This is a genomic window from Paenibacillus sp. PsM32 (assembly GCF_030433815.1).
GTDB classification, from domain to species: Bacteria; Bacillota; Bacilli; order Paenibacillales; family Paenibacillaceae; genus Saccharibacillus; species Saccharibacillus kyungheensis.
Window position 1 is genome coordinate 415,891 of record NZ_JARUWY010000003.1, and the last position, 24,084, is coordinate 439,974.

A 24,084-nucleotide genomic window follows, 5' to 3' on the forward strand; every position below is an offset into this window, starting at 1 on the left:
TCATCATTTAAAAACGTTATATCTTACTTATATTATGTGTATACTTTCTCTAGTGTACGTTGTCGCCACTGGGGATGATCTAATTGATATAATCTGCGATAACGTTCGGAAGAATCAATTAAGTGTTCATGAGTCCCTTGCATCGCAATCTTTCCTTGATCCATAAATATAATATGATCCATTTGCTGTACTTCAAGCAGATGATGGGTAACCCAGATCAATGTTTTGCCCTGTAAGCTTTGCAGTATCGTACGAATAAGTTCACGTTCGGTACGTGGATCTAGACCGACTGTAGGCTCATCCAGAATCACAATCGGCGTATTTTGCAACAATACACGTGCAAGAGCAATACGCTGACGTTCTCCTCCTGAGAAGCGCTGACCGGCTTCACGCATCGGAGTCTGATCTCCTTCTGGTAAAGAAGCAATCAGCTCGCTTAATTGTGCTTGCTCTATCACCTGTCTGACTTCCTCTTCTGTCGCTGTTGGACGACCAAGACGAATATTATTTAGTAGGCTGGTATCAAAGAGATAAGGTTTCTGATTCAGTACAGATACTTGTTCTGTAATCTGATCGCCCCACTCTGCTATTGTTTTACCTTGAATATAAATCTGTCCTTGCTGAGGAAGATAAGCACCCTGTATTAATTTAAGCAAGGTCGACTTACCTGCTCCACTACGACCGATAATAGCTATTTTTTGACCGGACTTTACTTCTATACTTATATTGTTGACTGCATACTCATTTGGCTCATGATAACTATAACAAGTCTCTTTTAATGTAATAGCAGGTGGTCTAGTAGCTTTCTCAATAAAGAATTGATCATCATTGGAAAAATCATTGATGCTAGCAAGATCCGTGAAGTTTTGAGAAGATCGAGCATGTTCTTTATTGGGATAAACTGTTGATTGTTCGATCTGTGTTAGACGTTGAAGTGATTCTTGATATACAGGAATACGCTGCACCGCATCAGTCACAGGGATAAACGCATCTGCAAGTGGAATAACGACTAGAATAAAAGCAGCTAATAATGTCGCATCCATTCCATTTTCTCCTACTTGCGACGTTGCCCAGATTGCCATCTGTGCGACAATCAATCCGATAACTGTCTGAGTAATTAGACCGATATAACGTTTGTGACGGCTTAATTTACGTTCATATACGGCTGCCTGACGTTCACTCTCTTCATACTGATTCACAAATTCACTTGCTCGTCCACTAATCATCAGATCGCTTAGTCCAAGTACAGCATCGGTTAAGTGACGATAGAGCGCAGATTGATTGCTTTTAAGTCTTTTCTGAAATGTACGTGTCATCAGAAGCGAAAAGGTCGGTACAATCACAATCAGAATCAAAATATACACAGCAATCAACATTGCAAAAGACATATCAAACCAACCGAGCGCACAGACAACCGCTCCATACATAATCAGTGCAGTAATACCTGGAAAAATAGTACGAACATACATATTTTGCAGAGATTCGATATCGTCAGACATCATGCCTAATAGATCACCTGTCTGATGACGTGACTTCAGTTGTAATGCTTGAGGCTCCAACGTTCGATATAGACGCACTCTCATTTTGGATAATACACGGAGTACCGCATCATGAGCTTGCAGACGTTCTACATAGCGCAACACCGATCTGCCTATCCCAAATGCGCGTACTCCTACAATCGGTACATATAACATCAGTATATTTTCTGGACGTAAGGCTGCTTTGGAAATTAAAAATCCTGATGTAAAAGTCAACATCCCTGCTGACAGTAGCGTCAATGCGCCAATAGCAATAATACCTGCAAATCGAAACGCATGAACACGCATATAAGACATCACCCATCCCTGACTGCTCATGCGCTCTCCCCCCATTGACTATCAATCAGACGACAATAAGCACCTTGACGTGCTAGTAATTGTTCATGAGTGCCTTGCTCTACAATCTGTCCATGTTCTAATACAATAATCCAATCCATATCCACCATCCAGTGCATCCGATGAGTAGCTAGAATCACAAATCGATTATTGAAAAGCTCTAACATGGTCTGCTTTAATTCATACTCTGTTTCTATATCTAAATGCGCTGTCGGCTCATCTAATAACATAATCTGCCGTTGCCCTAACAAAGCTCGTGCAAGCGCAACACGTTGTTCTTGACCTCCACTGAGTGTACGTCCAGCTCCTCCAACCGGTTCTTCGATACCTTGAGGCAATTGGCTGACCAGATCATATAATCCTGTATCACGAATGACTTGCCATAATTGCTCATCGGTTGCTTCAGGTTCATACAATCTAAGATTATCTGCTAATGTGCCACTGAATAGATAAGGATGCTGTGGAATATATGTCGTTTGTTGACGCCAGATATTAGAATTGAGCGGATAACTTTCTCCTAGACTATCCTTCCATAGGACTTCTCCTTGTGTAGGTGTAAGAAACCCACTTAATACATCGATCAGTGTTGATTTGCCTGCTCCACTTTCACCAATAATACCCATTTTGCAATAACCTCCAATACGAAGATTAAGCTGTTCAAAAGAGAAGTTGCTTTCTGCATCATGCTGTACAGAAAGCTGATTCAATACCATCTGACTGGAAGCTGACCATACAGGCTTAGAACGATACATATCGCTAGTGTTCTGTGCATCTACTGTACCGATCGTGGTAGAGGTATGGATAATCCGCTGAATATCTTCACCAGCTTCTTTGCCATCCATCGTGGCATGATAATCCGCTCCTAATGAACGAATAGGCACAAAAAATTCAGGTGCAAGTATCAAAATCGTTAACGCCGGTTCTAAAATGATAGTGCCATGGACAAGGCGAAGCCCCAGACTCACCGCTACACAAGCAACAGATAACATCGTAAAGAAATCCAGAGCAAATGAAGATAAAAAAGCAACACGCATCGAAGAAATCGTTGCTTTACGATAACGTTCACTGGTGCGTCCTATCGTTTCTTCATGCGCACGACTGCGACCGAGAAAGCGTAAAGTCTCAAGTCCTCTTAATGAATCGACAAAATGATTAGATAATACGCGATATGTTGCCCATTGCTTATCCATTTGTTTTTGCGCAGCCAAGCCAAGTAAAATCATAAAAATAATCAATAACGGAAATACAGCTCCCAGAATCAGTGCCGAGATCCAATCTAACTTTAAAATAAAAATGCCGATCAATAGCGGAGTGAGACTATTAGACATCATACGCGGAATAATCAGCTCCAGATATGTTCTATACTTGGATATACCTTCACGCACAAGTGTTACAAGATTACCTGTCCCCTGCCCTATTGCAAATGTAGGTCGAAGTTCAAATAATTGATCCATCATCAGCTTGCGCATACTTCTGCCTGTCCGCTCTGCGAAATCATATGCTATTTTTTGCATGATTACTGATAATAATTGTCGAACAACCAGAGCACCTACGAATCCGAAGACATGACCAAGCTGACGATGAAGAGAATCCCCGGTAAATAAACCGGAGACCGCTTCTGCCAACCATAATGACTGCATAATAATAACGATTGTCTGCATGAATGTGAATAGACCTGTTAATGCCATAATCGGTTTGATGCCTTGTAGTTGGATTAGCCCTTTACCCATGATTAATACTCCAAATGTGTTTTTTCGTGTAGACGTTTGTGAAACACAAAATATGTCCAGATTTGATAACCAAGTACAAACGGTAATAATGTACAGGCTACAATCGTCATTACTTTTAACGAATAATGCCCGGAAGCTGTATTGTATAAAGTCAGATCATACATGGCTCCTAGTGAACTGACCATTACACGCGGGAACAAGCCGATAAAAACAGAAGCAATCGATAAAATAATCAATCCGCCTGTCATACCGAACGCCCACCCTTCGCGTTTTTGTTTCATAAAATATCCTGCAAGTATAAATACAATCACACCTACGATTGCTATAGCGATTAGAATCGGACCATGCACAGTAAAAACATCTGTGTATACAGAGGTCAAAATCGCAAGCAATACCAACAATCCAGCAAGTGGAATCAACAATTTACGTGCCATTATACTTGCTCGTACTCGAATATCACCTGTAGTGCGTAGTGCAGCAAACATTAATCCATGAACGATACAGAGCATAACCGTTGTTACACCTGCTAAAAGAGAGTAGGGATTAATGATATCTCCAAACCCTGCATGCATCTCCATATCTGCTCCTATTGGTAATCCTTTGAGCATCGTCGCAAAAGCCACGCCGAATAACAAAGGCGGTAACAAACTACCGAAAAAGATACACATATCCCACGTCTTGCTCCATGCAGAATGACCGACTTTACCACGAAATTCAAAAGCAACACCACGAGCGATCAAAGCAAGCAATAAGGCTACAAAAGGAAGATAAAAGCCGCTAAACATTGTCGCATACCAGTTCGGAAATGCCGCGAACATCGCTCCGCCTGCTGTAATTAACCATACTTCATTACCATCCCAGAAAGGCCCAATCGAGTTAATTAGCATACGACGTTCCATATCATTACGAGCTAACAACTGCGTAGACATACCAATCCCAAAATCAAAACCTTCTAAAAAGAAAAAACCAACAAACAATACAGCGATCAATACAAACCATACTTCATTAAGAGATAGCATGTTTCAACTCCTCCATTTCAAACGGATCATTGGAATGATCGTCATGCGAATGCTCATCACCCGGGCCTTTTTTTATTTCACGAACAAATAAAACCACTGTGATTGCTCCAAGAACGGTATAGACCAGAGTAAACGTAATCGTCGAAAATAACACAGAACCTGCGGATACGCTTGGTGATACACTATCTGCGGTAGTCATGAGTCCAAATACTGTCCATGGTTGACGACCGACTTCTGTCATAATCCAACCGGATGTATTGCCGATAAAAGGTAACGCAATCCCATACATCATCGCATACCAATACCATTTCGGTGCTTGTTCTACTTTGCGTCGGAACATTAGATACACACCATAAGCAGATAAAGCGATCATTAACATGCCGCTAGCCACCATAATACGGAAACTCCAAAATGTTGTTTTGACAGGTGGTATGTAATTGCCTTCGCCATATTTTTGCTCATACTGAGCTTGAAGTTCTTTCATCCCTGTCACAGAACCTGTGAATTTTCCATATGATAGATAACTGAGTAATCCTTTAAGCGGAAAGTTAATCTCGAATGTATTTTGTTGCATCTTGGTATCAATTCCACCTACTAACATCCAGGGCGCTTTTTCAGCAGTAGTGTTCCATACCCCTTCAGCAGCAGCCATTTTCATCGGTTGCGTTTCTACTAGATATTGAGCTTGAGAGTGACCGCTAAAAGCTACTCCTAACGATGATACGATGCCTACAATAATCGCAATTTGAAATGACTTGCGGAATACGTCAATATCTTCACGCCGCAACATTTTATATGCGCTGATTCCTGCCATAAGAAAGGCTGAAGTAACAAAAGCACCAAATACGGTATGTGGAAATTCAACCAACACCTGACCGTTGGTAATAAGAGCAAAAAAGTCATTCATTTCGGCACGTCCATTATTGATCGTGAATCCGACAGGATGTTGCATAAACGAATTCGCTGTTAAGATCCAGAACGCAGATAGTGTGGTTCCGAATGCGACTAGCCAGATACATAATAAATGTACTTTGGCAGACAAGCGTTCCCAACCAAAGATCCATAATCCAATAAAAGTAGACTCCAGAAAAAAGGCAAATAAAGCTTCTACTGCAAGTGGTGCACCAAACACATCACCTACAAAACGTGAATAATTAGACCAGTTCATGCCAAATTGAAATTCTTGAAAAATCCCTGTAACCACCCCAACAGCAAAGTTGATCAAAAACAGCTTGCCCCAAAACTTGGTCATTAATTTGTACTGATCTTTTTTAGTGATAACATACATCGTTTCCATAATAGCTACCAACAATACGAGCCCAATCGATACCGGTACAAAGAAAAAGTGAAATACGGTCGTTAGCGCGTACTGAATCCGGGATAGCATAAGAACATCCATCCGATAACTTCCTTTCTTTTCTGAAAATTGATTAAAAAACTAAATACATTGTAGTCAAAAAGTAATAGATACGATTGTGATTAAAATCACAAATTTTCTTTGAAAATGTAACAAAAAGTGACAAAATGTGATTGAGATCACAAAATAAAAAAAGCCGATGAAATTCATCGACTTTGAGATCACTACTTTTATGCTATTTATTTACATCATAAGAACTTAATGATAGATCGCTACTAATATTAATGGCCCGATAAAAGAAGAGACAATCGCACTAATCGTTAATGCTAGAGATCCCATAGACACTGCTATTTCTCCGTGTTCAAGAGCTTTAGCTGTTCCCAGTGCATGGGATGAGACACCTAGCGCAATCCCGACACTAATCGCATTTTTAACCCGAAATAATTTCAGGCAACCAAGCCCCAAAATAACCCCTGTAAAGCCAGCAATCATTACAAAGACAGAAGTAAGCGAAGCTTCTCCACCCAAATTATTCGAAATTTGAAGAGCAACAGGTGTCGTAACAGACTTAGGAATAATAGAAATAATATAAGGTTCACTGAATCCTAATACCAAAGCCATGCCCACTCCACTCAGCATTCCTACGACAACACCAATTAATGAACTTCCCAGAATAGATAACCCGTACTGCTTGAACAAATGTCGTTGTCGATATAGCGGATACGCTAATGCTACCACAGCAGGCCCCATTAATTTACTGATCCATTCTCCACCGATCATATAAGTAGAATACGAAGTATGCGTAAGTAGTAAAATAACAACAATCATAAAAGTGGTTGTTAGTACAGGAATTAGAATCGATATCCGTACATGTTTGTACAATAGACTAGCTACAACATATAGCGCCAACGTCATCGCAATCATTAATAAAGCTATACCTATATTCATTTGTGCTGATCTCTACTTTCATAGATCAATTTGTGTTCAGGTATAGGAGCAGGCGATTGTGTATTGGATTTGGATCGATCAGCCAGTGCAATAAGCCACTGTGCTACAAAACCTGTAATTCCGATCGTGAACAATGTACTAATAACAACAATTAGAATCAATAATAGTCCTTTACCTGCAAATAAATCGAGATGCTCTATAACTCCTACTGTCGCCGGGATAAAAAACAACGGTAAATAGAACAGTAAAGTATTGGCTCCTGTCTGAATCCACTTTTCAGGAAAAACATTTAACATTAATAAAGCAAATAATAACAACATTCCTAGCACACTGCCCGGTATAAACAAATGAAAATATTGCTGAATTAACGTTCCAATTATGTAAAATAGGTATAACACAGCAATTTGAAGCACCATTTTAATAATCTTCATACGTATAGCTCTCCTTTGTCTTTCACTCTCTATCTCTATATCTCTTTTGGTGTAAAACCTCTCCAAGTTTTACCCTTATAGCAAGATCACATCAAAAAGATCATCCTCTTCTTTTTAAGAGTGATGATCTTTTGTGATGTAAAATCTTATCTTACCTGGCACATATAATCGTTATGCTTTTGCAGACTTATTTTTACTTTGATTGGCTTGGCGAGCCAGTTTTTTGGCTTTTGTGTTACTTATGGCTACAGGCTCTAACGTTTCAGGTTCAGGTTCGACTTCAATTTCAAGTGCGGTCTGAACAGGAATACTGTTCGGATACATTTTGCGGAATAGTAAAGTCTGCACTAATAAGAACGATCCACTCACCATCCAGTATAAAGGCATCGCTGCCGGTGCACTAAATGAGAAAAATGCCATCATAATTGGAGACAAATACCCCATAATTGCAAATTGTTTTTGTTGCTCAGGTGTCATATTATACTGTGAGACTTTGGCTTGAAGCATATACAGTAATGCTACAATAATTGCCATAATCCAGTTAGGCTCTCCTAATTTGAACCACAAAAAAGAATGAGAAGCCAGTTCCGGTGTAGCACGAATCGCTGTATACATACCTGATAAAATAGGCAATTGAATCAAAATAGGCAGACAACCGATATTTAATGGATTAAAGCTATGCTTTTTGTAGATCTCCATCATTTCTTGTTGTTGCTTTTGTTTGTCTTCAGTACTGGTTTTATTCTCATATTTCTTTTTGAGCTGATCAAGTTCAGGTTGCATAATGCTCATTTTACGCTTCATGCCTTGTTGACCTTTAGCTTGACGCATCATTAATGGGAATAAAGCAAACCGTACTGCCAGTGTCAAAGTAATAATAGCCAGCCCGTAACTTCCACCGAACCAAGTTGCAATATGCTGCATACTATAAGTTAATGGAAAGACAACATAATGAGTAAAAAAGCCGGGTGTGGATGAATTGACTTCTTGTACAGATGAGGTACCGCACCCTGCTAATAATACCATCATCATTAAACCCAGTATTAAACCGTAAATACGACCTTGTTTTCCCGTAAAAGTGAATCCCTTGAATAATTGCATGTTGTTCCTCCTCGTTGATGTTGTTGCTTATGGCTCAACGAGGATAGGCAATCTCCTGCATCTTCATCAGGAGCTTCTTTACGGCGTATGATTCGTGCCAGTGTTATCGGTGTATGATGTATCGTTTTGAAAATGATCAAAGGTAGATCATAATGTCCACGAAGTTGCCGGTTACTGATCCAAAATTCGGTGATTCCGCAATACAAATGAGCAATATATCCATAACTCACTGTAATTAACAGACCAATCGAAAATAAATACGGTATCCAATCATGCATTTCAAACAAGGTATTCACCCCCTCTGACTATCCTAAGATAGTTAATATGTTAATTATAACACTACTCGATCCTTTTTACATAAGACAAATTACGACAATTATAATATGATTTGACGAATAATGGATAAACATTAGAAAAAATCTGCAAATCACTCTTGTAATCGCTTTTATTATATACTACAATAAAGTTAGTTAAAGGATTGTGACCGGTTAAGCGGGCAATGCCTGAGATTATTGTAATATCATTTTGTAGAAAAATGGTATTGGAATGATTTCGGGCATTTTTTATATTTATATACATGTATTGCTGTATATTTTCTATAAAATAACCCCCGTTCATTTTAGAATTGTAGGTGGAAGATTATGATTATAGAGAAAATATTAAATAATAATGTGCTACTGACCAAAAATCAAAAAGGCAAAGAAATTATTGTAATGGGTCGAGGTATTTCTTTTAATAAAGTGATTGGTGATCCGGTAGATGATACCAAAATAGATAAAATCTTTATGTTAAATGAGAACGAATTCACAGCCAAGTTAACCGAGTTGTTGAATGAGATTCCTGTCTCCCATCTAGAACTAGTCAATCAAATTGTAAATCATGCCAATGCGGTGCTAGGTACAACATTGAGCGATAATATTTATTTGACACTGACAGATCATATTCATTTTGCATTAGAGCGTTATGAGAAACAACTTCATATCAAAAATGCGTTACTTTTTGAAATTCAACGCTTTTACAAAAAAGAATACAGTGTCGGTCAAGATGCTTTACAGATGATCAAAGACAGTACTGGTATTTCATTAGGCGAAGACGAAGCTGGGTTTATCACTCTTCATATTGTAAATGCTCGTATGGATGGTAATGAAATGCAAGCTACGATCAAAATGACAGAGATCGTACAGCATGTACTCAATATCGTGACTTATCATTATGGCATTGTACTGGATGAATCGTCACTTAACTATTCTCGCTTTGTTACTCATCTGCAATATTTTGCGATGCGATTGTTACGCAAAGAGATTCATTATAGTGGAGAAGAATTCCTTTATAATCAAGTCAAAACAGCGTATAGCAAAGCATTTGAATGTGTCTCCAAAATCAATGATTATTTAGAAAAAACGTATGATCAATCATTGAGTAAAGATGAATATGTCTATCTCACTATTCATATTCACCGGGTAACCGAACGAACAACGATTGAAGAAGAACAATCATAATTAAATACATTCCATCCATTAGGATTGTGACTGGTTATGCAGGCAAAACCTAAACTGATGGTGAAAAGGACGCGCTGGTTCGCTGTCTATTTCACCACGAGTTTAGGTTTTTCTTGTTTATAAAAGAAAATAAAGAGCGCCGGCAATTTCTCTTTGTTCTTTTATTGACAGTAAAGCTTTCCTTTCACCCATGTCGGCCAACATGTCGTGAGGATCTTGTACTAATCGATGTATTTATTCATAAAGGAGCTATCAATCATGAGTAATCAAGATTTATCCAAACAAATTATTAATCTGGTCGGCGGAGAATCGAATGTCAATTCGGTATTCCATTGTGCAACACGTCTACGCTTTAGCTTAAAAGATTCCAGTAAAGCAGATAAAGCAACGCTCGAAAAAACACCGGGTGTGATCACAGTCGTCGAAAATAGCGGACAATTTCAAGTCGTTATCGGCAACTCTGTTAGTCAGGTGTACGATAAAATTATGGCGGAAACGAATTTGCAAGATGTAGAGAAATCGACTGAAGCATCAACGACGGCTACAGATAAAGATACCAATATACTAGGTAAAGCAGTCGATATTATTTCTAGCATCTTCTCTCCTCTGCTTGGAGCTTTGGCAGGTGCAGGGGTATTAAAAGGATTAGTTGCTTTATTTCTAGCACTTCATTGGCTAGATAACACATCAGGCACCTATCTTGTTCTGAATGCAGCATCAGATAGTGTATTTTATTTCTTACCGATCTTCCTGGCGGTTACATCTGCACGTAAGTTCAAAACCAATCAGTTTGTATCGATTGCGATTGCAGGTGCGTTAGTCTATCCTACGATTTTGACAGCATTAGATAGTGGGATCAGTTTAAGCTTTCTGAATATTCCGATTGTACTGGTTAACTATACATCCAGCGTTATTCCGATTATTTTGGCAGTATGGGTACAATCGTATGTAGAACGATTTGCAAGCAAATTTATTCATGAATCTGTTAAAAATATCCTGGTGCCTATGGTGGCTTTGTTAGTTGTTATTCCTCTAACATTCCTTGTATTCGGTCCTGTAGGTCATTTAGTGAGTCAAGGATTAGCATCAGGATTCACATGGATTTATAATTTGAGCCCTATTCTAGCAGGTGGTATCGCAGGGGCATTCTGGCAAGTATTTGTTATTTTCGGCGTCCACTGGGGCTTTGTTCCGATTATGCTTGGAAATATTGCAGCTAATGGATTTGATCCAATGTTGCCGATGTTAACAGCTGCGGTTATGGCTCAAGCGGGTGCAACCTTAGGTGTATTTTTCAAATCAAGAAATAAAGATACCAAAGCATTAGCCGGTTCTTCTACACTTGCCGCAATCTTCGGGATCACTGAACCAACGATTTACGGGATTACATTGAAATTGAAAAAACCATTTATTTATGCTTGTATCGCTGGTGCTGTAGGTGGCGCGATTATCGGTGCTGGTGGCTCAAGAGCGATTGCTTTTGCTCTACCTGGTTTGCTTGCTCTTCCTACGTATATCGGTACAGGGTTCGCTGCTGTTGTGATTGGACTGCTAGTTGCTTTTGTTCTAGCTGCTCTGTTGGTATATATTCTTGGATTCAAAGAAGAAGCTACAGTCGTTACAGCCAATGATGCTCCTGCTCCAACAGGAAATGCAGCTACGACTACTGCAACAACCGCTTCTGTTATTGCAAAAGAAGTTATTATTAGCCCATTACAAGGAACAACAATGCCACTAGAGTCACTTGAAGATCCAGCTTTTTCTTCCGGTGCTATGGGTAAAGGTATTGCGATAGAACCTACTTCAGGTCTACTGACTTCACCTGTAAATGGTACAGTAACGACTGTTTTCCCTACCGGACATGCGATAGGTATCACATCTAATGATGGCGCTGAAATGTTAATTCATGTCGGTATGAATACCGTTCGTTTGAAAGGTCAATTTTTTGAGAAAATGGTTAAAGAAGGCGATATCGTAGAGCAAGGACAATTGTTGCTCAAATTCGATATTGAGCAGATCCGCGCCGCTGGTTATGTTCTGTCTACGCCTGTTATTGTCACCAATGCAGCTAGTTATCTAGATGTACTCAAAACATCTGAATCCGAAGTCAACAATCAAGACTATCTATTAACCGCTGTTGTCTAAGATTCACGTTAGATTTATGGCAGGTGCTTGAAAACGCTATTCTTGTGTATTACAATAAGAAAAGATAAATAAATAACTCAGGATTGTGACTGGTCATGCAGGCAAAACCTAAATGGATGATGTAAAGGTACTCTTACGTAGAGACTTCCTTTCATTTTCTGTTTAGGTTTTTGTTGTTTTATAGGGTATTTTCGCCTGATCATCATAATTCTCAATTATAATTTTATACTCTATGACGAAAGAGGTAATGAACATGACGAATGTACAACAAGGATTTCCTAAAGACTTCTTATGGGGCGGAGCAACCGCAGCGAACCAACTAGAAGGCGCATATAATGTAGATGGTAAAGGTCTATCCAGTGCGGATATGATCGCTTATATTCCAAAAGAAGAACGCGGAATTACCAACCATGCTATGGAAGTTTCTTCAGAACGTATTGCACAAATTCTAAGTGGTGAATTTGAAGCACGCTTCCCTAAACGTGACGGGATCGACTTTTATCACCGTTACAAAGAAGATATTGCTTTGTTTGCAGAAATGGGCTTCAAAGTGTTCCGCCTTTCGATTCATTGGTCACGTATTTTCCCTAATGGTTATGATGAGCAACCGAATGAAGCAGGTCTTCAATTCTATGACAATGTATTCGATGAGTTGCGTAAATATAATATAGAGCCTTTGGTAACTCTTTCTCACTATGAGACTCCACTCGGTTTAACTGAAAAGTATAACGGTTGGGTAAATCGTGAAGTCGTTGATCATTTTGCTCGTTATGCAGAAACGGTATTTACTCGTTATAAAGACAAAGTAAAATACTGGTTAACGTTTAACGAAATCAACGTATTGACGATCAGTGCTTTTACAGGCGGCGGCGTTGTTATCGATCGCGAAGAAAACAAACTACAAGCGATGTACCAAGCATTGCATCACCAATTTGTAGCTAGCTCTATCGCGACTAAATTGTGTCACGAAATTATTCCAGGTTCTCAAATCGGCTGTATGTTAGCTCGTATGGAGACATATCCGTTCAGCAGTAATCCAGCAGATATTCGCCAGGCGCAACATGATAACCAGATGAACCTATTCTTCACTGATGTTCATGCACGTGGTGAATATCCAAGATTCATGAACCGTTATTTTGCTGAAAATAATATCGTGATTCAAAAAGAAGCTGGCGATGATGAAATTCTTAAAAAATATACTGTCGATTATATTTCCTTTAGCTACTACATGTCGATCACTGTAACTACAGGAGCAGATGGTGACAAAGCGGCTGGTAACTTATTTGGTGGTGTAAAAAACCCTTATTTGGAAGCTTCAGATTGGGGATGGCAGATCGATCCAATCGGTCTACGTGTAACATTGAACAACTTCTATGATCGTTACCAAAAACCATTATTTATCGTTGAAAATGGTCTGGGGGCATTTGATAAAGTAGAAGAAGATGGTTCTATCCATGATACGTATCGTATCGAATACTTGCGCAAACATATCGAGCAAATGCGTGAAGCGATTGCAGACGGTGTAGAATTGATGGGTTACACAAGCTGGGGTCCTATCGACCTTGTAAGTATGTCTACTTCTGAAATGTCTAAACGTTATGGATTTATCTATGTTGATCAAGATGACGATGGTAATGGTACACTCAAACGTTCCAAAAAAGATTCTTTCGAGTGGTACAAAAATGTAATTGCTACGAATGGAGCAGAACTGTAAAACAGCAACACACTTCATATGGTACTATGATTGCACTCTTTCTGAGCGATTAGCTGACTAGATCATCAATCTTCAGGTAACTAACAAGAAAGAGTGTGACAAAGTCATAAAAAAGACGTATCTTCTCTGCATAGAGGATACGTCTTTTTTATATGCAAATATACTTTTACGTATGACGGGCTAACATTCGTTCGCTAACGACCGCATCACATTCATGACTATTGCGATCGGGATTTTGCGCTGTTTCCATATAATGTTCAATCGTATATTCCAAAAAACGCTGGGTTTCCAGTAATTGTGCAATACTTTCCTGTACTTTAAGATGATGTTCTTTAAGTATCTGTAATCTTGTATCTAATGTACTGTCACCGGTGACTGCTAATTCCCGATACTGCTTCATCTGTTCTAACGTCATCCCTGTTGCTTTCAAGCGGGTCAAAAAGATAATCCCTTGAATTTGCTGCTTATTATACGTTCGATGTCCATTCGGCTGACGATCTGCATAAGGCAATAATCCTAATTTTTCATAATACCGAATCGTGTCTTCGCTTAGACCTGTTAATTCAGAAGCCTGTTTAATCGTTGTATATTGTTCAGTATTATCGATTGTACTCATATTGTGATCTCCTTGATGTAGATTGGATATTACCAAGGAACAATTCCATTTTCATCAAAAAATTGTCCTGTTGGTCCATTTTCATCTAATGTAGCAAGTTTTACAATAATGGTAGCTGCTTGTTCTACGGAACGAGGCCCTGTATTACCATTAAAGTCAGTAGCCGTATATCCTGGATCAGCAGCATTGATTTTGAGTGCAGTATCTTTAAATTCTTTGGCAAACATCACAGTTACTGCGTTCAAACTTGCTTTAGAACTAGAATAAGCGAGTCCGTTAAACGCTGCATATTCATAATTAGGATCGCTATTCTGAGTCAGTGAGCCCAGTCCACTGGATACATTGACGATACGTCCTGCTGAAGATTTTTGTAGTAAAGGCAACAATTGTTGTGTTAATTCAACGACTGCGAATACGTTAGTATCGTACACCTTGCGCATATTTTCTACTTTATATTGACTAGGTGGCGACATCTCGTCGATTGACACACCTGCATTATTTATCAATACATCTAATGATCCTGATAGTTGTTCGATCTGATGAACAGCAGATTGGATTGTTGAAGAATCAGTAACATCTAATAATACAAAATGGGCTTCTATTCCTTGTTGTAACAATTGATCTACAGCCGTCTGTCCACGCGACTCATCACGAGCTCCTATAAATACAATATATCCTTGACGACCTAATTGTTGTGCCGTCTCATAACCAATTCCTTTGTTAGCTCCTGTAATTAAAACTGTTTTAGCATGACTCATGAATGTAGCCTCTTTTCTGATTTAGATTAATTGTGCTACATCTACTGTACAACTTGGAGTATACTCCAAGTCAATCATAAGATTTCAAAATGTGTAGTAGAGCGATTATCTAAAGCTCTATTAAAGGCGATTGGAAATTATTGGTATAAGTATAACATAGAAAAACATTTACACTATTTACGTTCATTCCATTTGAAATAATCACATTTTGATAAAAAATAACGAATTTTCTCAAAATCAAAGAAAATTCGTTATTTGTATATATCTATTATTTTACTTTTCGAGAATGTACATGAGGTATTCGTTGAACCGGTACTTCTGCAACTACAGGACGATGTCTATAGGCTTCGATCGATAGCACACACTGCCAGATCAATAATAATACGGTAATCCATGCTGTGATGATCACTATTCCACTCTGTAGAGCTGATGTCGATGAAGTAACAAGTGCACTTCCATTGAGCATGATAAGACGCCATGTAAATAGATTGAATATTCCGAGTGTAAATATTCGACTCCACTGAGTCACATCATACGTACCGACTGCTGTTTTCCAACCATTTCGTCTGATTCTCATCACAGCACGAATCATTTCGATACATTCCACGACAAGTAAAATAGCCAATGTCACCCACCATAAGATAGATACAGCACCCAGTGTCCAGCTAGACGTTTCAATAACAGCTACACCTGTAATCGCCAATGCTCCATACATCATCACATTGTTGCTTTGTGACTGATCAGCTGTATTCCAGGCATACCGCACGTAGCGATAGATCATTAAGCTGGCTAACACGACATATAGAATCAATCCCCAACCAATCAGCAAACGACAAATAATCAACATCGCTTCACTATGTCCAAAAATATCATACAACAACATCGCAATCGATTGAGTAGCTACTGTCGCTAGTAACACAATCCCATGCACATGTCGTCCACCCTGCATTCGAGCGATATCAATCATACTTTTACCAACCCAATACATAAAGAAAACCCATAATCCTATCGTCATTACTGCTAAGATCAATACGGTTTCATATACCCATGAAGATGGAAACGAAGTATAGATCGTAATCAGTAAAATGGATGTTCCTGCAATCCATGTTCCTATTGCAAATCGTCCGACTGGATCAGCCAAATGTATATTAAAAAATTCATCTTTACGAATAGAAGTAATATAACCCAGTAATAAGTAAATCCAAATAGCGATCAATATGATCACAAAGATAGAAGTTGCATGAGAATACACAGATAATCCTGTAATTTCACTCCAAGCTCCTTGTATAAAAATACCTCCGACCATCAGTATACTTCCTGCAGCAGTAGGCATATCAGACTTGCGCCTATACGTATGTGTAGTCATTAAACCTACAATGATGCAAGCGAGCATCAAAATAATCAGCATCTCTATTGATCTTCCTTTCGAGTTGTACAAAATGAAATATATTCATTAAAAAAAGTAGTTGCATTTGAGTCATATTAACTTCTGATTTCAAAATAAATAGTAGCTTTAGTATAGCATAGTATGTAATGAATGTAAGGTAATTGCTTTGTTCTTTCAGAAGCATTCTATTTTTCCGATTGGGTTTATTTAAAAACTTTATAATGTAACTATTTGCACATTTTTTGTTGATTATCTTTTTGCTTTTAAACACAAATAAAGAAGGCCAATAGTATATTGACCTTCTACATTATATGATTTAGTTTATTTTAGCTAAGTACTGCGTTTTTTATTGATCTTCTTTTGTGACTAATTTCAGAGGAGCTGGAATAGATTTCTCGACCGTTTTTCCTTGCAATACATCACGAGCAGCATCGACTGCCATTTGTCCGATCAGTTCAGGTTGTTGAGCGACTGTAGCTGTCAATTTGCCGTCTTTGATCGAATTGAGCGCATCCTCATTACCATCGAAGCCGATCACAGGAATGTCTTTACCTGAACTTTGGATCGCTTCTATCGCACCGAGTGCCATTTCATCGTTATGAGCGAATACGGCTTGTACATCTGGATTTCCTTGAAGTAGATTTTCCATAACGGTTAGACCTTTAGTACGGTCAAAATCTGCTGCCTGACTAGCAACTACATCTAATTCTTTATCTGCGATATCATGGAATCCTTTACCACGTTCACGAGTAGCAGATGCACCAGGTACGCCTTGTAATTCGATCACTTTAGCATCTTTGCCTAATTGTTTGACAATATATTCAGCTGCCATTTTACCGCCTTTGACATTATCGGAAGCGACCAATGCTTTGACATCTCCTTTGTCCGCAGAACGATCTAACGTCACAACAGGAATATCTAGTGTATTGGCAGATTGAACTGCCGCCGAGATCGCTGCTGAATCAGTCGGGTTGATTAACAGTGCGTCTACCCCTTGCTGAATCAAATCATCCACATCATTACTTTGTTTGGCAGAATCATTTTGAGCATCAACAACGATCACTTGGATATTTAGCTTTTTCGCTTCTTTTACGACTCCATCTTTGAGTGATACGAAAAATGGATTATTTAAAGTAGATACAGAGAGACCAATCTTAATCTCGCCTGCATTTGCTGATTTTTTGGATTTGGCCCATGCTGGAGGTTGAAGTGAACATCCTGCTAATAGGATCACAGTCATTATAACTGCAAGTAGCGATATACCTTTTTTCATACTGGATTCCTCTTTTCGTTTTAAAATCAATGTATTATGCAGATTTTTTACGATCAATCAATACCGCAATAACAATAACGATCCCTTTTACAACCATCTGATAGAAAGAAGACACCCCTAGCAAATTCAGACCGTTATTTAAGGTACCAATAATCAATGCGCCAATCAGTGTACCTACAATGCGTCCACGTCCACCTGAAAGACTGGTTCCTCCTAGTACGACTGCTGCAATAGCATCCAGCTCATATGATGTACCTGCTGTTGGTTGTGCAGAATTAAGACGAGATGTTAAGATTGCGCCTGCTAATGCAGATAATGCACCTGCTAAAGAGTAAATCATAATTTTAACACGTGGTACTTTAATACCAGATACGATAGCTGCTTTTTCATTACCACCGATAGCATATGTTTTACGACCAAATGGTGTTTTGTGCAAGATCACCCATAGTACGATAAATGTAATTGCCATCGTAATCGCCGGTACAGGAATCCCTAAGAAATATCCACGTCCGAATAATTGAAATGCCATACTGTCGCCAAGCCCTGTGATAGGATTACCATTGGTATATACGAGAGTCAGTCCACGGAATATGGTCATTGTCGCTAGTGTAGCAATAAATGGAGCCATTTTACCTTTGGTGATCATCAGTCCATTGACCATACCCATAACGCCACCTGCTGCACATCCGATAATAATTGCTAAGATCGGATCAACCCCTGCTAACATCAGATTCGCTACAAATGCACTGGATAAAGCAAGAATCGAACCAACCGATAGATCAATACCACCTGTCAAAATAACAAAAGTCATACCAAATGCAATTAACGCATTAATCGCCACCTGGCGCAACAGATTTAAAATATTAAGCGGTTCCAAAAAGTCTGGATTCAATACCGATACAATAATGACTAGAATAATAAATCCAAGCAACGGACCGAGCTTTTGTGTTACATTCGATAATTTGAAATTTTTCTCTGGTTTTTCTTTCGTTATGGTTGTCATATTACTGTCCTCCTGTAGCTAACGTCATAATATTTTCTTGCGTAGCTTCTTGACTGGATAATTCTCCGCTAATCTTACCTTCATGGACAACTACAATACGGTCACTCATTCCAAGTACTTCTGGCAATTCAGAGGACACCATAATAATCGCTACACCACGATCGGTAAGTTCATTCATCAATTGATAAATTTCACGCTTCGCTCCTACATCTACCCCGCGTGTCGGTTCGTCCAAGATCAATACGCTTGGGCCAATACCAATCCATTTCGCAATTACGACTTTTTGCTGATTACCACCGGAAAGGCTACGTGCAGGTGTCTCCGCAGATTGAGTTTTTACTTGCAATCGTTTGATTAATGTATCTACAAATTCCGCTTCTTTTTTACTAGAAATAAATCCTTTCGAAGAGAAACTAAATAAGTTAGGTAGCGCCATATTTTCACGAATTGAAAAATCAAGTACTAATCCTTCATCTTTACGATCTTCGGTAATAAAGCCTATACCATGCTTCACTGCATCATCAGGTCTGCGAATATTTACTTTTTTACCACGTATCCAGATTTCTCCGCTATCGAGCGTGTCTAGTCCAAACAACGTACGCATAATCTCTGTGCGTCCCGAACCCATCAATCCGGAGAAACCTACAATTTCTCCTGCATGAACCGTAAAACTTACATTCTGGAATTGACCTTTTTTGCTAGCATTTTTCACTTCCAAAATCACTTCACCAGGTTGCGGTGTACGGGCAGGATAACGTTCTGTCAATTCACGACCTACCATTTTTTTGACTACTTCATCGAAATGAGTATGTGGAATTTCTTTGGTATCGACTGTTTTGCCATCACGCATAATTGTAATTCGATCACAAATCGCAAATATTTCTTCCATTCTGTGCGAAATGTACACAATCGACACACCTTCTTTTTTGAGCGCCATTATCACTTCAAATAACTTTTGAATTTCACGCTCGGTTAGTGCGGCAGTTGGTTCATCCATCACGATTACTTTCGCATCTGTCATTAAAGCTTTGGCGATCTCGATCATTTGCTGTTGTCCAACAGAACAATCTCCTGCTTCACCTTGCAAAGGTAAATCGACTGCTAATTTGCGGAATTGCTCTTTTGCTAGCGTTTTCATTTGTTTGGTATTGAGTAAACCCCATTTGGATGTCATCTCTTTACCGATAAATAAATTTTCAAGTACGGTCATATCACGCCAGATATTAAGCTCTTGATGGATAAAAGCGATTCCTTTTTGTTCAGCAACTTTGGGATTATCAAAATAGGTCTCTTGTCCATCTATTACAATGGTGCCTTGATCGCGCTCATGCAGACCAATCAAAATATTCATTAATGTTGACTTGCCAGCTCCATTTTCACCCATCAGTGCATGAACTTCGCCTGCGCGGAGATCAAAATTGACTCCGCTCAAGACTTGGTTTGTACCGAAGGATTTGTAAATACCATTCATTTGAATCTGCATAGACAATGCCTCCTTTAAATCTGTTGTGCTATTTATGCGTCCTACTCTTGCTGTTCTTTTACTGCTGTGTTGCTCCAAAATGAACACCTGCATGCAAAATGCAATTAGCATAGGGTCTGGATTCACCCGTACGAATAATTACTTTGGCTTTTTGACAGTAACGCTTGAATTCTTCATGGCTACATCTGGATAATGGAATACTTGCGAACTTATCTTGCATATATAAAAATGTATCTTTATTCTGCTGTACCATCTCTTCTGCGATTGTAATCTGTTCGATTTCCATATCTTCTGAGATCACATGAACGACATCGCGGAAGCTAGGTACTCCATACGTAAGAGCAAGATCAATCTTAGGCACTCCATCCGGTACAGGTAATCCTATATCAGCAATCACAATATAATCGGTATGCCCAAGATCAGCCAATACTTTAGCAATATGACTATTCAAAATTCCACTTTTCTTCATTACAATTGTTCCTCTACTTCCTGACGTGTAGGCATTCCGCCTTGTGCACCAAATTTAGTGACTGAAAGAGAAGCTGCGCGATTGCCAAAACGTAGTGCATCTTGCAAAGACTGACCTTCTGCTAAAGCCACCCCGAAAGCCGCATTGAACGTATCTCCTGCACCTGTTGTATCTACAGCGTCTACTTTGTACGTTGGCACAACCACCTCTTGTTGCCCATCATAATAGCGAACACCGTTACTACCTTCGGTTACGAACAAACGATTGGGATGTTGACGTAATGCTTCTTCTAATGTGAGCCCTTCAAACACGATACCTGCTTCATGTTCATTCGGTGTAATATAAGAAAGATTGTTGATCACAGTCTCATTCACATGACGAGCCGGTGCTGGATTTAACAATAAAGGCACATTAGCATCAGCGCATATTTGACTAACATAGGTTACCGTTTCTTCAGGAATTTCTTGCTGAATCATCACAATATCGGAAGCTTTAATCACATCAATCGCTTGAGCTACATACGCTGGAGTCACATGATCATTAGCCGCTTTCACGACAATAATACTGTTATCTCCTTCAGCTAAAATAATATGTGCTGTACCGCTCTCCATATCTGTAACCGGTTCCACATAGTCTACATTTACATCATTGTCTTTGAAGTTTTGTAAAATCGTTGTTCCCAAATGATCATCACCCACACGACCGATCATAGTCACTTCTGCTCCTAATCGTGCGGCGGCTACAGCTTGATTAGCTCCTTTTCCACCGGGAACCGTTTTGAAGCTTTCTCCAAGAACGGTTTCTCCTGCACCCGGGCGCTTCTCAGAAGTAACCACTAAATCCATCGAACAACTACCAATAACACAAATTTTAGCTTTAGAAGAATGATGCTGAGATTGAGACATATTAAATTTCCACCTTTCTACTTCTTTTTATTGGGCAATCAAGACATGCTATTTTATATTTAGTATCAATTAACTGTACTTAACAATGATCTTATATAAAACTAATACATTACAGCTTACGTGTTGTCTCGCGTTCTATAAATTGAACAGGCATCTGAATTGTCCGTTGTTCTCCTGCTGTACCTTCAATCAATTGAATTAATAAATCTGCCGCCGCTCTGCCCATATCATAGGCTGGTTGACGAATTGTAGATAATGCTGGTGATAACAGACTACTTAAAGGAATATCATCAAATCCGATAATCTGCACATCTTGCGGTACTTTTTTGCCCAGACGATAGGCTTCTTGTATTACTGCTGTCGCTACAATATCGTTGCTTGCAATCACACCATCTGTATCAGGATATTGTTCAAACAGCTCTTTTGCCCAGCGATCTGCATCGGTAAATGAAAAAGATGAAGTCTGTGTCGTATGATAATCGATTCCCATATCTTGCAACACTTCTATCGCTCCTTGAAAACGATCTTGTGCAGGGCGAATATGAATAGGTCCTTGCATCACTGTAATATGATGGCTTCCACGCTGAATCATTTGCTGGGCTGCAAGTCGTCCACCTTCTCGACCATCTGCATACACAGCAGGACGATCACTGGATATACGATCCAAAAAGACGACCGGAATTTTGAGTGAGCGATATGAAGCTGTACCTGGATCATTGGTAGATGAGATCACACCGACAACATTGTTTTGGACAAAAGTCTGTATGTAATCTTGCTCTTTCTTTTGACTTTCGTCACTATTGCCAAAAATTAAGCGGAATCCACTTTCCTGCATCCGATCTTCTACCCCACGAGCTAATTGAGGAAAGTAAGGGTTCGTAATATCAGGTAGCAACAGACCGATTAATCTGGATTTACGTTTATATAAAGAACGTGCTACTTCATTAGGTGTATAGTTCAATTGTTGAACAGATTCTTCTACTTTACGCCGCGTATCTTCATGCACATAACCTGTCTCATTAATCACTCGTGAAACAGTAGCAACAGATACGCCTGCATGGCGTGCTACATCTTTTATCGTTGTCATTTTCTTTTCACCTCGATGTGTAACCGGTTACAGGTATAAATTATCATATGTTTTTCGTTTTGACAACTATTATTTTAGATTTTATATGTTGATGGGGATAATGGAGTCACGTCTTCCTTTTTACATCTTGGATTTAGATGCCTCATGAGTATGGATGATATGTGTAGTAGCAAAGTATATTTTTTTGTTTTATTGTTTTGAATTTTTCATATAATGAAATTTAATAAAATAGAGTTGATAAAGGCTATATTGTACCGACCGTATCGCACAAAAAAGCTACCTTCTATAATTTCTAAGAAGATAGCTCCTATTTATGATGAAAATAGATGTGTTTATTATATCAATCGAATCTATATTACGTTTGTCCTACCCATTCTGGTTCCGCAATTTCTTGCCAGCGACTGCGTATTGCTTCGAAATGTTCTTTGGATAGTGCTCCTTCTTTTAATAAAGCAGCATTTTCGGTCCAACGACTTGGCTTTGTTGTTCCAACAATCGCTGTATCTATTCCTTCAATACTCAATGTAAAACGTAGTGCACGCTCGATACTTTTTTGCACTTCTTCATCTTGCAAAAATCCATAATTCAGATCACGCAATCGATTCCAATATACAAACGGATATTCTTGCGCACCGACCGTTTCAAATGTCCATGCAGCATTAGCAATAGGACGCTTGGCAACAATACCCATTCCTTGCTTGCGTGCTTCTGGAATAGTAAGAGCAATCGCTTCTTGATCAGCAATATTGACAGATGTTTCAAGACTATCAAATACGCCTGTATTGATAGCATACAGGGCATTAGTATGATCACCACTATAACCGATATAGCGTGTTTTGCCTGCTTGTTTGGCACGTTGTAGCACTTCAATCACTTCGCCACGACGTAGCACTTCTTCAGAGCAACTATGTAAATGGATCACATCTACATAATCTGTTTTGAGTCGCTTCAGACTGCGATCAATACTTTGTTCTAACATCACAGGGTCCCAGTCTGGTGCATCAAAATCTGCGGCATGACCACATTTAGTAAATAAATAATAATCATCCCGACGATGAGACAGTGTATTTCCAATTAATTCTTCACTTTTTCCATAACATTCAGCAGTATCAATTACATTTAAGCCAGCATCTAATGCGCTATTCAGTAATTGTTTAACATCACTTTCGCTGACTCCACTGCCTATTTCAGAACCACCAAATCCCAGTACACTGACTTCCATATCTGTTTTACCATATTTGCGCTTCTCCATGATTGTAGCCTCCCTGGTCATCTTGATTCGCTA

21 protein-coding genes are annotated in these 24,084 nt (G+C 39.1%); 3 read left to right on the top strand and 18 right to left on the bottom strand.

Annotated features, from left to right (window positions below; genetic code table 11):
• Window positions 1-32: 32 nt before the first annotated feature.
• The 8 genes from cydC to QCD85_RS09720 form a co-directional block, all read right to left on the bottom strand.
• Window positions 33-1,856 carry a thiol reductant ABC exporter subunit CydC gene (cydC, locus tag QCD85_RS09685; protein ID WP_301262450.1) on the bottom strand — a complete coding sequence of 608 codons (1,824 nt, stop codon included), beginning with the start codon at window positions 1,854-1,856 and terminating at the stop codon, window positions 33-35.
• Complete coding sequence (gene cydD, locus QCD85_RS09690) at window positions 1,853-3,604, bottom strand: thiol reductant ABC exporter subunit CydD (RefSeq protein WP_301262451.1); 1,752 nt, start codon at window positions 3,602-3,604, stop codon at window positions 1,853-1,855. Before cydD ends, cydC begins: the two co-directional genes overlap by 4 nt.
• 2 nt (window positions 3,605-3,606) lie before the next feature.
• Window positions 3,607-4,623 (bottom strand): cytochrome d ubiquinol oxidase subunit II, encoded by a 1,017-nt coding sequence (gene cydB / locus QCD85_RS09695; protein WP_301262452.1) that lies wholly within the window; start codon window positions 4,621-4,623, stop codon window positions 3,607-3,609.
• On the bottom strand, window positions 4,610-6,022 hold the full coding sequence (locus QCD85_RS09700; RefSeq protein ID WP_301262453.1) for a cytochrome ubiquinol oxidase subunit I: 1,413 nt from the start codon (window positions 6,020-6,022) through the stop codon (window positions 4,610-4,612). The genes cydB and QCD85_RS09700 overlap by 14 nt, the downstream gene beginning before the upstream one ends.
• Window positions 6,023-6,238: 216 nt before the next feature.
• Window positions 6,239-6,928 (bottom strand): LrgB family protein, encoded by a 690-nt coding sequence (locus QCD85_RS09705; RefSeq protein WP_301262454.1) that lies wholly within the window; start codon window positions 6,926-6,928, stop codon window positions 6,239-6,241.
• The gene (locus QCD85_RS09710; RefSeq protein WP_273612559.1) at window positions 6,925-7,359 is read right to left on the bottom strand and encodes a CidA/LrgA family protein; all 435 of its coding nucleotides are present in this window, start codon (window positions 7,357-7,359) and stop codon (window positions 6,925-6,927) included. Before QCD85_RS09710 ends, QCD85_RS09705 begins: the two co-directional genes overlap by 4 nt.
• Before the next feature lie 171 nt (window positions 7,360-7,530).
• Window positions 7,531-8,460, bottom strand: coding sequence for a membrane protein insertase YidC (gene yidC, locus QCD85_RS09715; protein WP_301262455.1), 930 nt, complete (start codon window positions 8,458-8,460; stop codon window positions 7,531-7,533).
• Entirely contained in the window at window positions 8,403-8,747 is a 345-nt protein-coding gene (locus QCD85_RS09720) for a hypothetical protein (protein ID WP_273612561.1), read from the bottom strand. The genes yidC and QCD85_RS09720 overlap by 58 nt, the downstream gene beginning before the upstream one ends.
• Before the next feature lie 354 nt (window positions 8,748-9,101).
• Here QCD85_RS09720 and licT point away from each other — a divergent pair, with 354 nt between their 5' ends.
• The 3 genes from licT to QCD85_RS09735 all read left to right on the top strand — a co-directional run bounded on the left by licT (window position 9,102) and on the right by QCD85_RS09735 (window position 13,818).
• Complete coding sequence (gene licT / locus QCD85_RS09725; protein ID WP_273612562.1) at window positions 9,102-9,959, top strand: BglG family transcription antiterminator LicT; 858 nt, start codon at window positions 9,102-9,104, stop codon at window positions 9,957-9,959.
• A gap of 258 nt (window positions 9,960-10,217) precedes the next feature.
• The gene (locus QCD85_RS09730; protein ID WP_274172761.1) at window positions 10,218-12,104 is read left to right on the top strand and encodes a beta-glucoside-specific PTS transporter subunit IIABC; all 1,887 of its coding nucleotides are present in this window, start codon (window positions 10,218-10,220) and stop codon (window positions 12,102-12,104) included.
• A 253-nt stretch (window positions 12,105-12,357) separates the two neighbouring features.
• Window positions 12,358-13,818 carry a glycoside hydrolase family 1 protein gene (locus QCD85_RS09735; RefSeq protein WP_204823925.1) on the top strand — a complete coding sequence of 487 codons (1,461 nt, stop codon included), beginning with the start codon at window positions 12,358-12,360 and terminating at the stop codon, window positions 13,816-13,818.
• A gap of 166 nt (window positions 13,819-13,984) precedes the next feature.
• On the opposite strand, the gene QCD85_RS09740 is transcribed toward QCD85_RS09735, so the two are convergent.
• The 10 genes from QCD85_RS09740 to QCD85_RS09785 all read right to left on the bottom strand — a co-directional run bounded on the left by QCD85_RS09740 (window position 13,985) and on the right by QCD85_RS09785 (window position 24,051).
• Window positions 13,985-14,434 (bottom strand): MerR family transcriptional regulator, encoded by a 450-nt coding sequence (locus QCD85_RS09740; protein WP_273612564.1) that lies wholly within the window; start codon window positions 14,432-14,434, stop codon window positions 13,985-13,987.
• Window positions 14,435-14,463: 29 nt separating this feature from the next.
• Window positions 14,464-15,192, bottom strand: coding sequence for an SDR family oxidoreductase (locus tag QCD85_RS09745; RefSeq protein WP_301262456.1), 729 nt, complete (start codon window positions 15,190-15,192; stop codon window positions 14,464-14,466).
• Between the two features lie 268 nt (window positions 15,193-15,460).
• Window positions 15,461-16,600: a hypothetical protein gene (locus QCD85_RS09750; RefSeq protein WP_301262457.1), complete on the bottom strand. Its 1,140-nt coding sequence runs from the start codon at window positions 16,598-16,600 to the stop codon at window positions 15,461-15,463.
• A gap of 325 nt (window positions 16,601-16,925) precedes the next feature.
• On the bottom strand, window positions 16,926-17,852 hold the full coding sequence (gene rbsB / locus QCD85_RS09755; protein ID WP_301262458.1) for a ribose ABC transporter substrate-binding protein RbsB: 927 nt from the start codon (window positions 17,850-17,852) through the stop codon (window positions 16,926-16,928).
• A 34-nt stretch (window positions 17,853-17,886) separates the two neighbouring features.
• Window positions 17,887-18,855, bottom strand: coding sequence for an ABC transporter permease subunit (gene rbsC, locus QCD85_RS09760; RefSeq protein ID WP_204823919.1), 969 nt, complete (start codon window positions 18,853-18,855; stop codon window positions 17,887-17,889).
• Between the two features lies 1 nt (window position 18,856).
• A complete protein-coding gene (locus tag QCD85_RS09765) occupies window positions 18,857-20,338 on the bottom strand; it encodes a sugar ABC transporter ATP-binding protein (protein WP_301262459.1) in 1,482 nt (493 codons plus the stop codon).
• A 58-nt stretch (window positions 20,339-20,396) separates the two neighbouring features.
• The gene (rbsD, locus tag QCD85_RS09770; RefSeq protein WP_301262460.1) at window positions 20,397-20,807 is read right to left on the bottom strand and encodes a D-ribose pyranase; all 411 of its coding nucleotides are present in this window, start codon (window positions 20,805-20,807) and stop codon (window positions 20,397-20,399) included.
• Window positions 20,807-21,712, bottom strand: coding sequence for a ribokinase (gene rbsK / locus QCD85_RS09775; protein ID WP_301262461.1), 906 nt, complete (start codon window positions 21,710-21,712; stop codon window positions 20,807-20,809). Before rbsK ends, rbsD begins: the two co-directional genes overlap by 1 nt.
• A gap of 109 nt (window positions 21,713-21,821) precedes the next feature.
• Complete coding sequence (locus tag QCD85_RS09780) at window positions 21,822-22,799, bottom strand: LacI family DNA-binding transcriptional regulator (protein WP_204823915.1); 978 nt, start codon at window positions 22,797-22,799, stop codon at window positions 21,822-21,824.
• 355 nt (window positions 22,800-23,154) lie between these two features.
• Window positions 23,155-24,051: an aldo/keto reductase gene (locus QCD85_RS09785; RefSeq protein WP_273612573.1), complete on the bottom strand. Its 897-nt coding sequence runs from the start codon at window positions 24,049-24,051 to the stop codon at window positions 23,155-23,157.
• Window positions 24,052-24,084 lie beyond the last annotated feature (33 nt).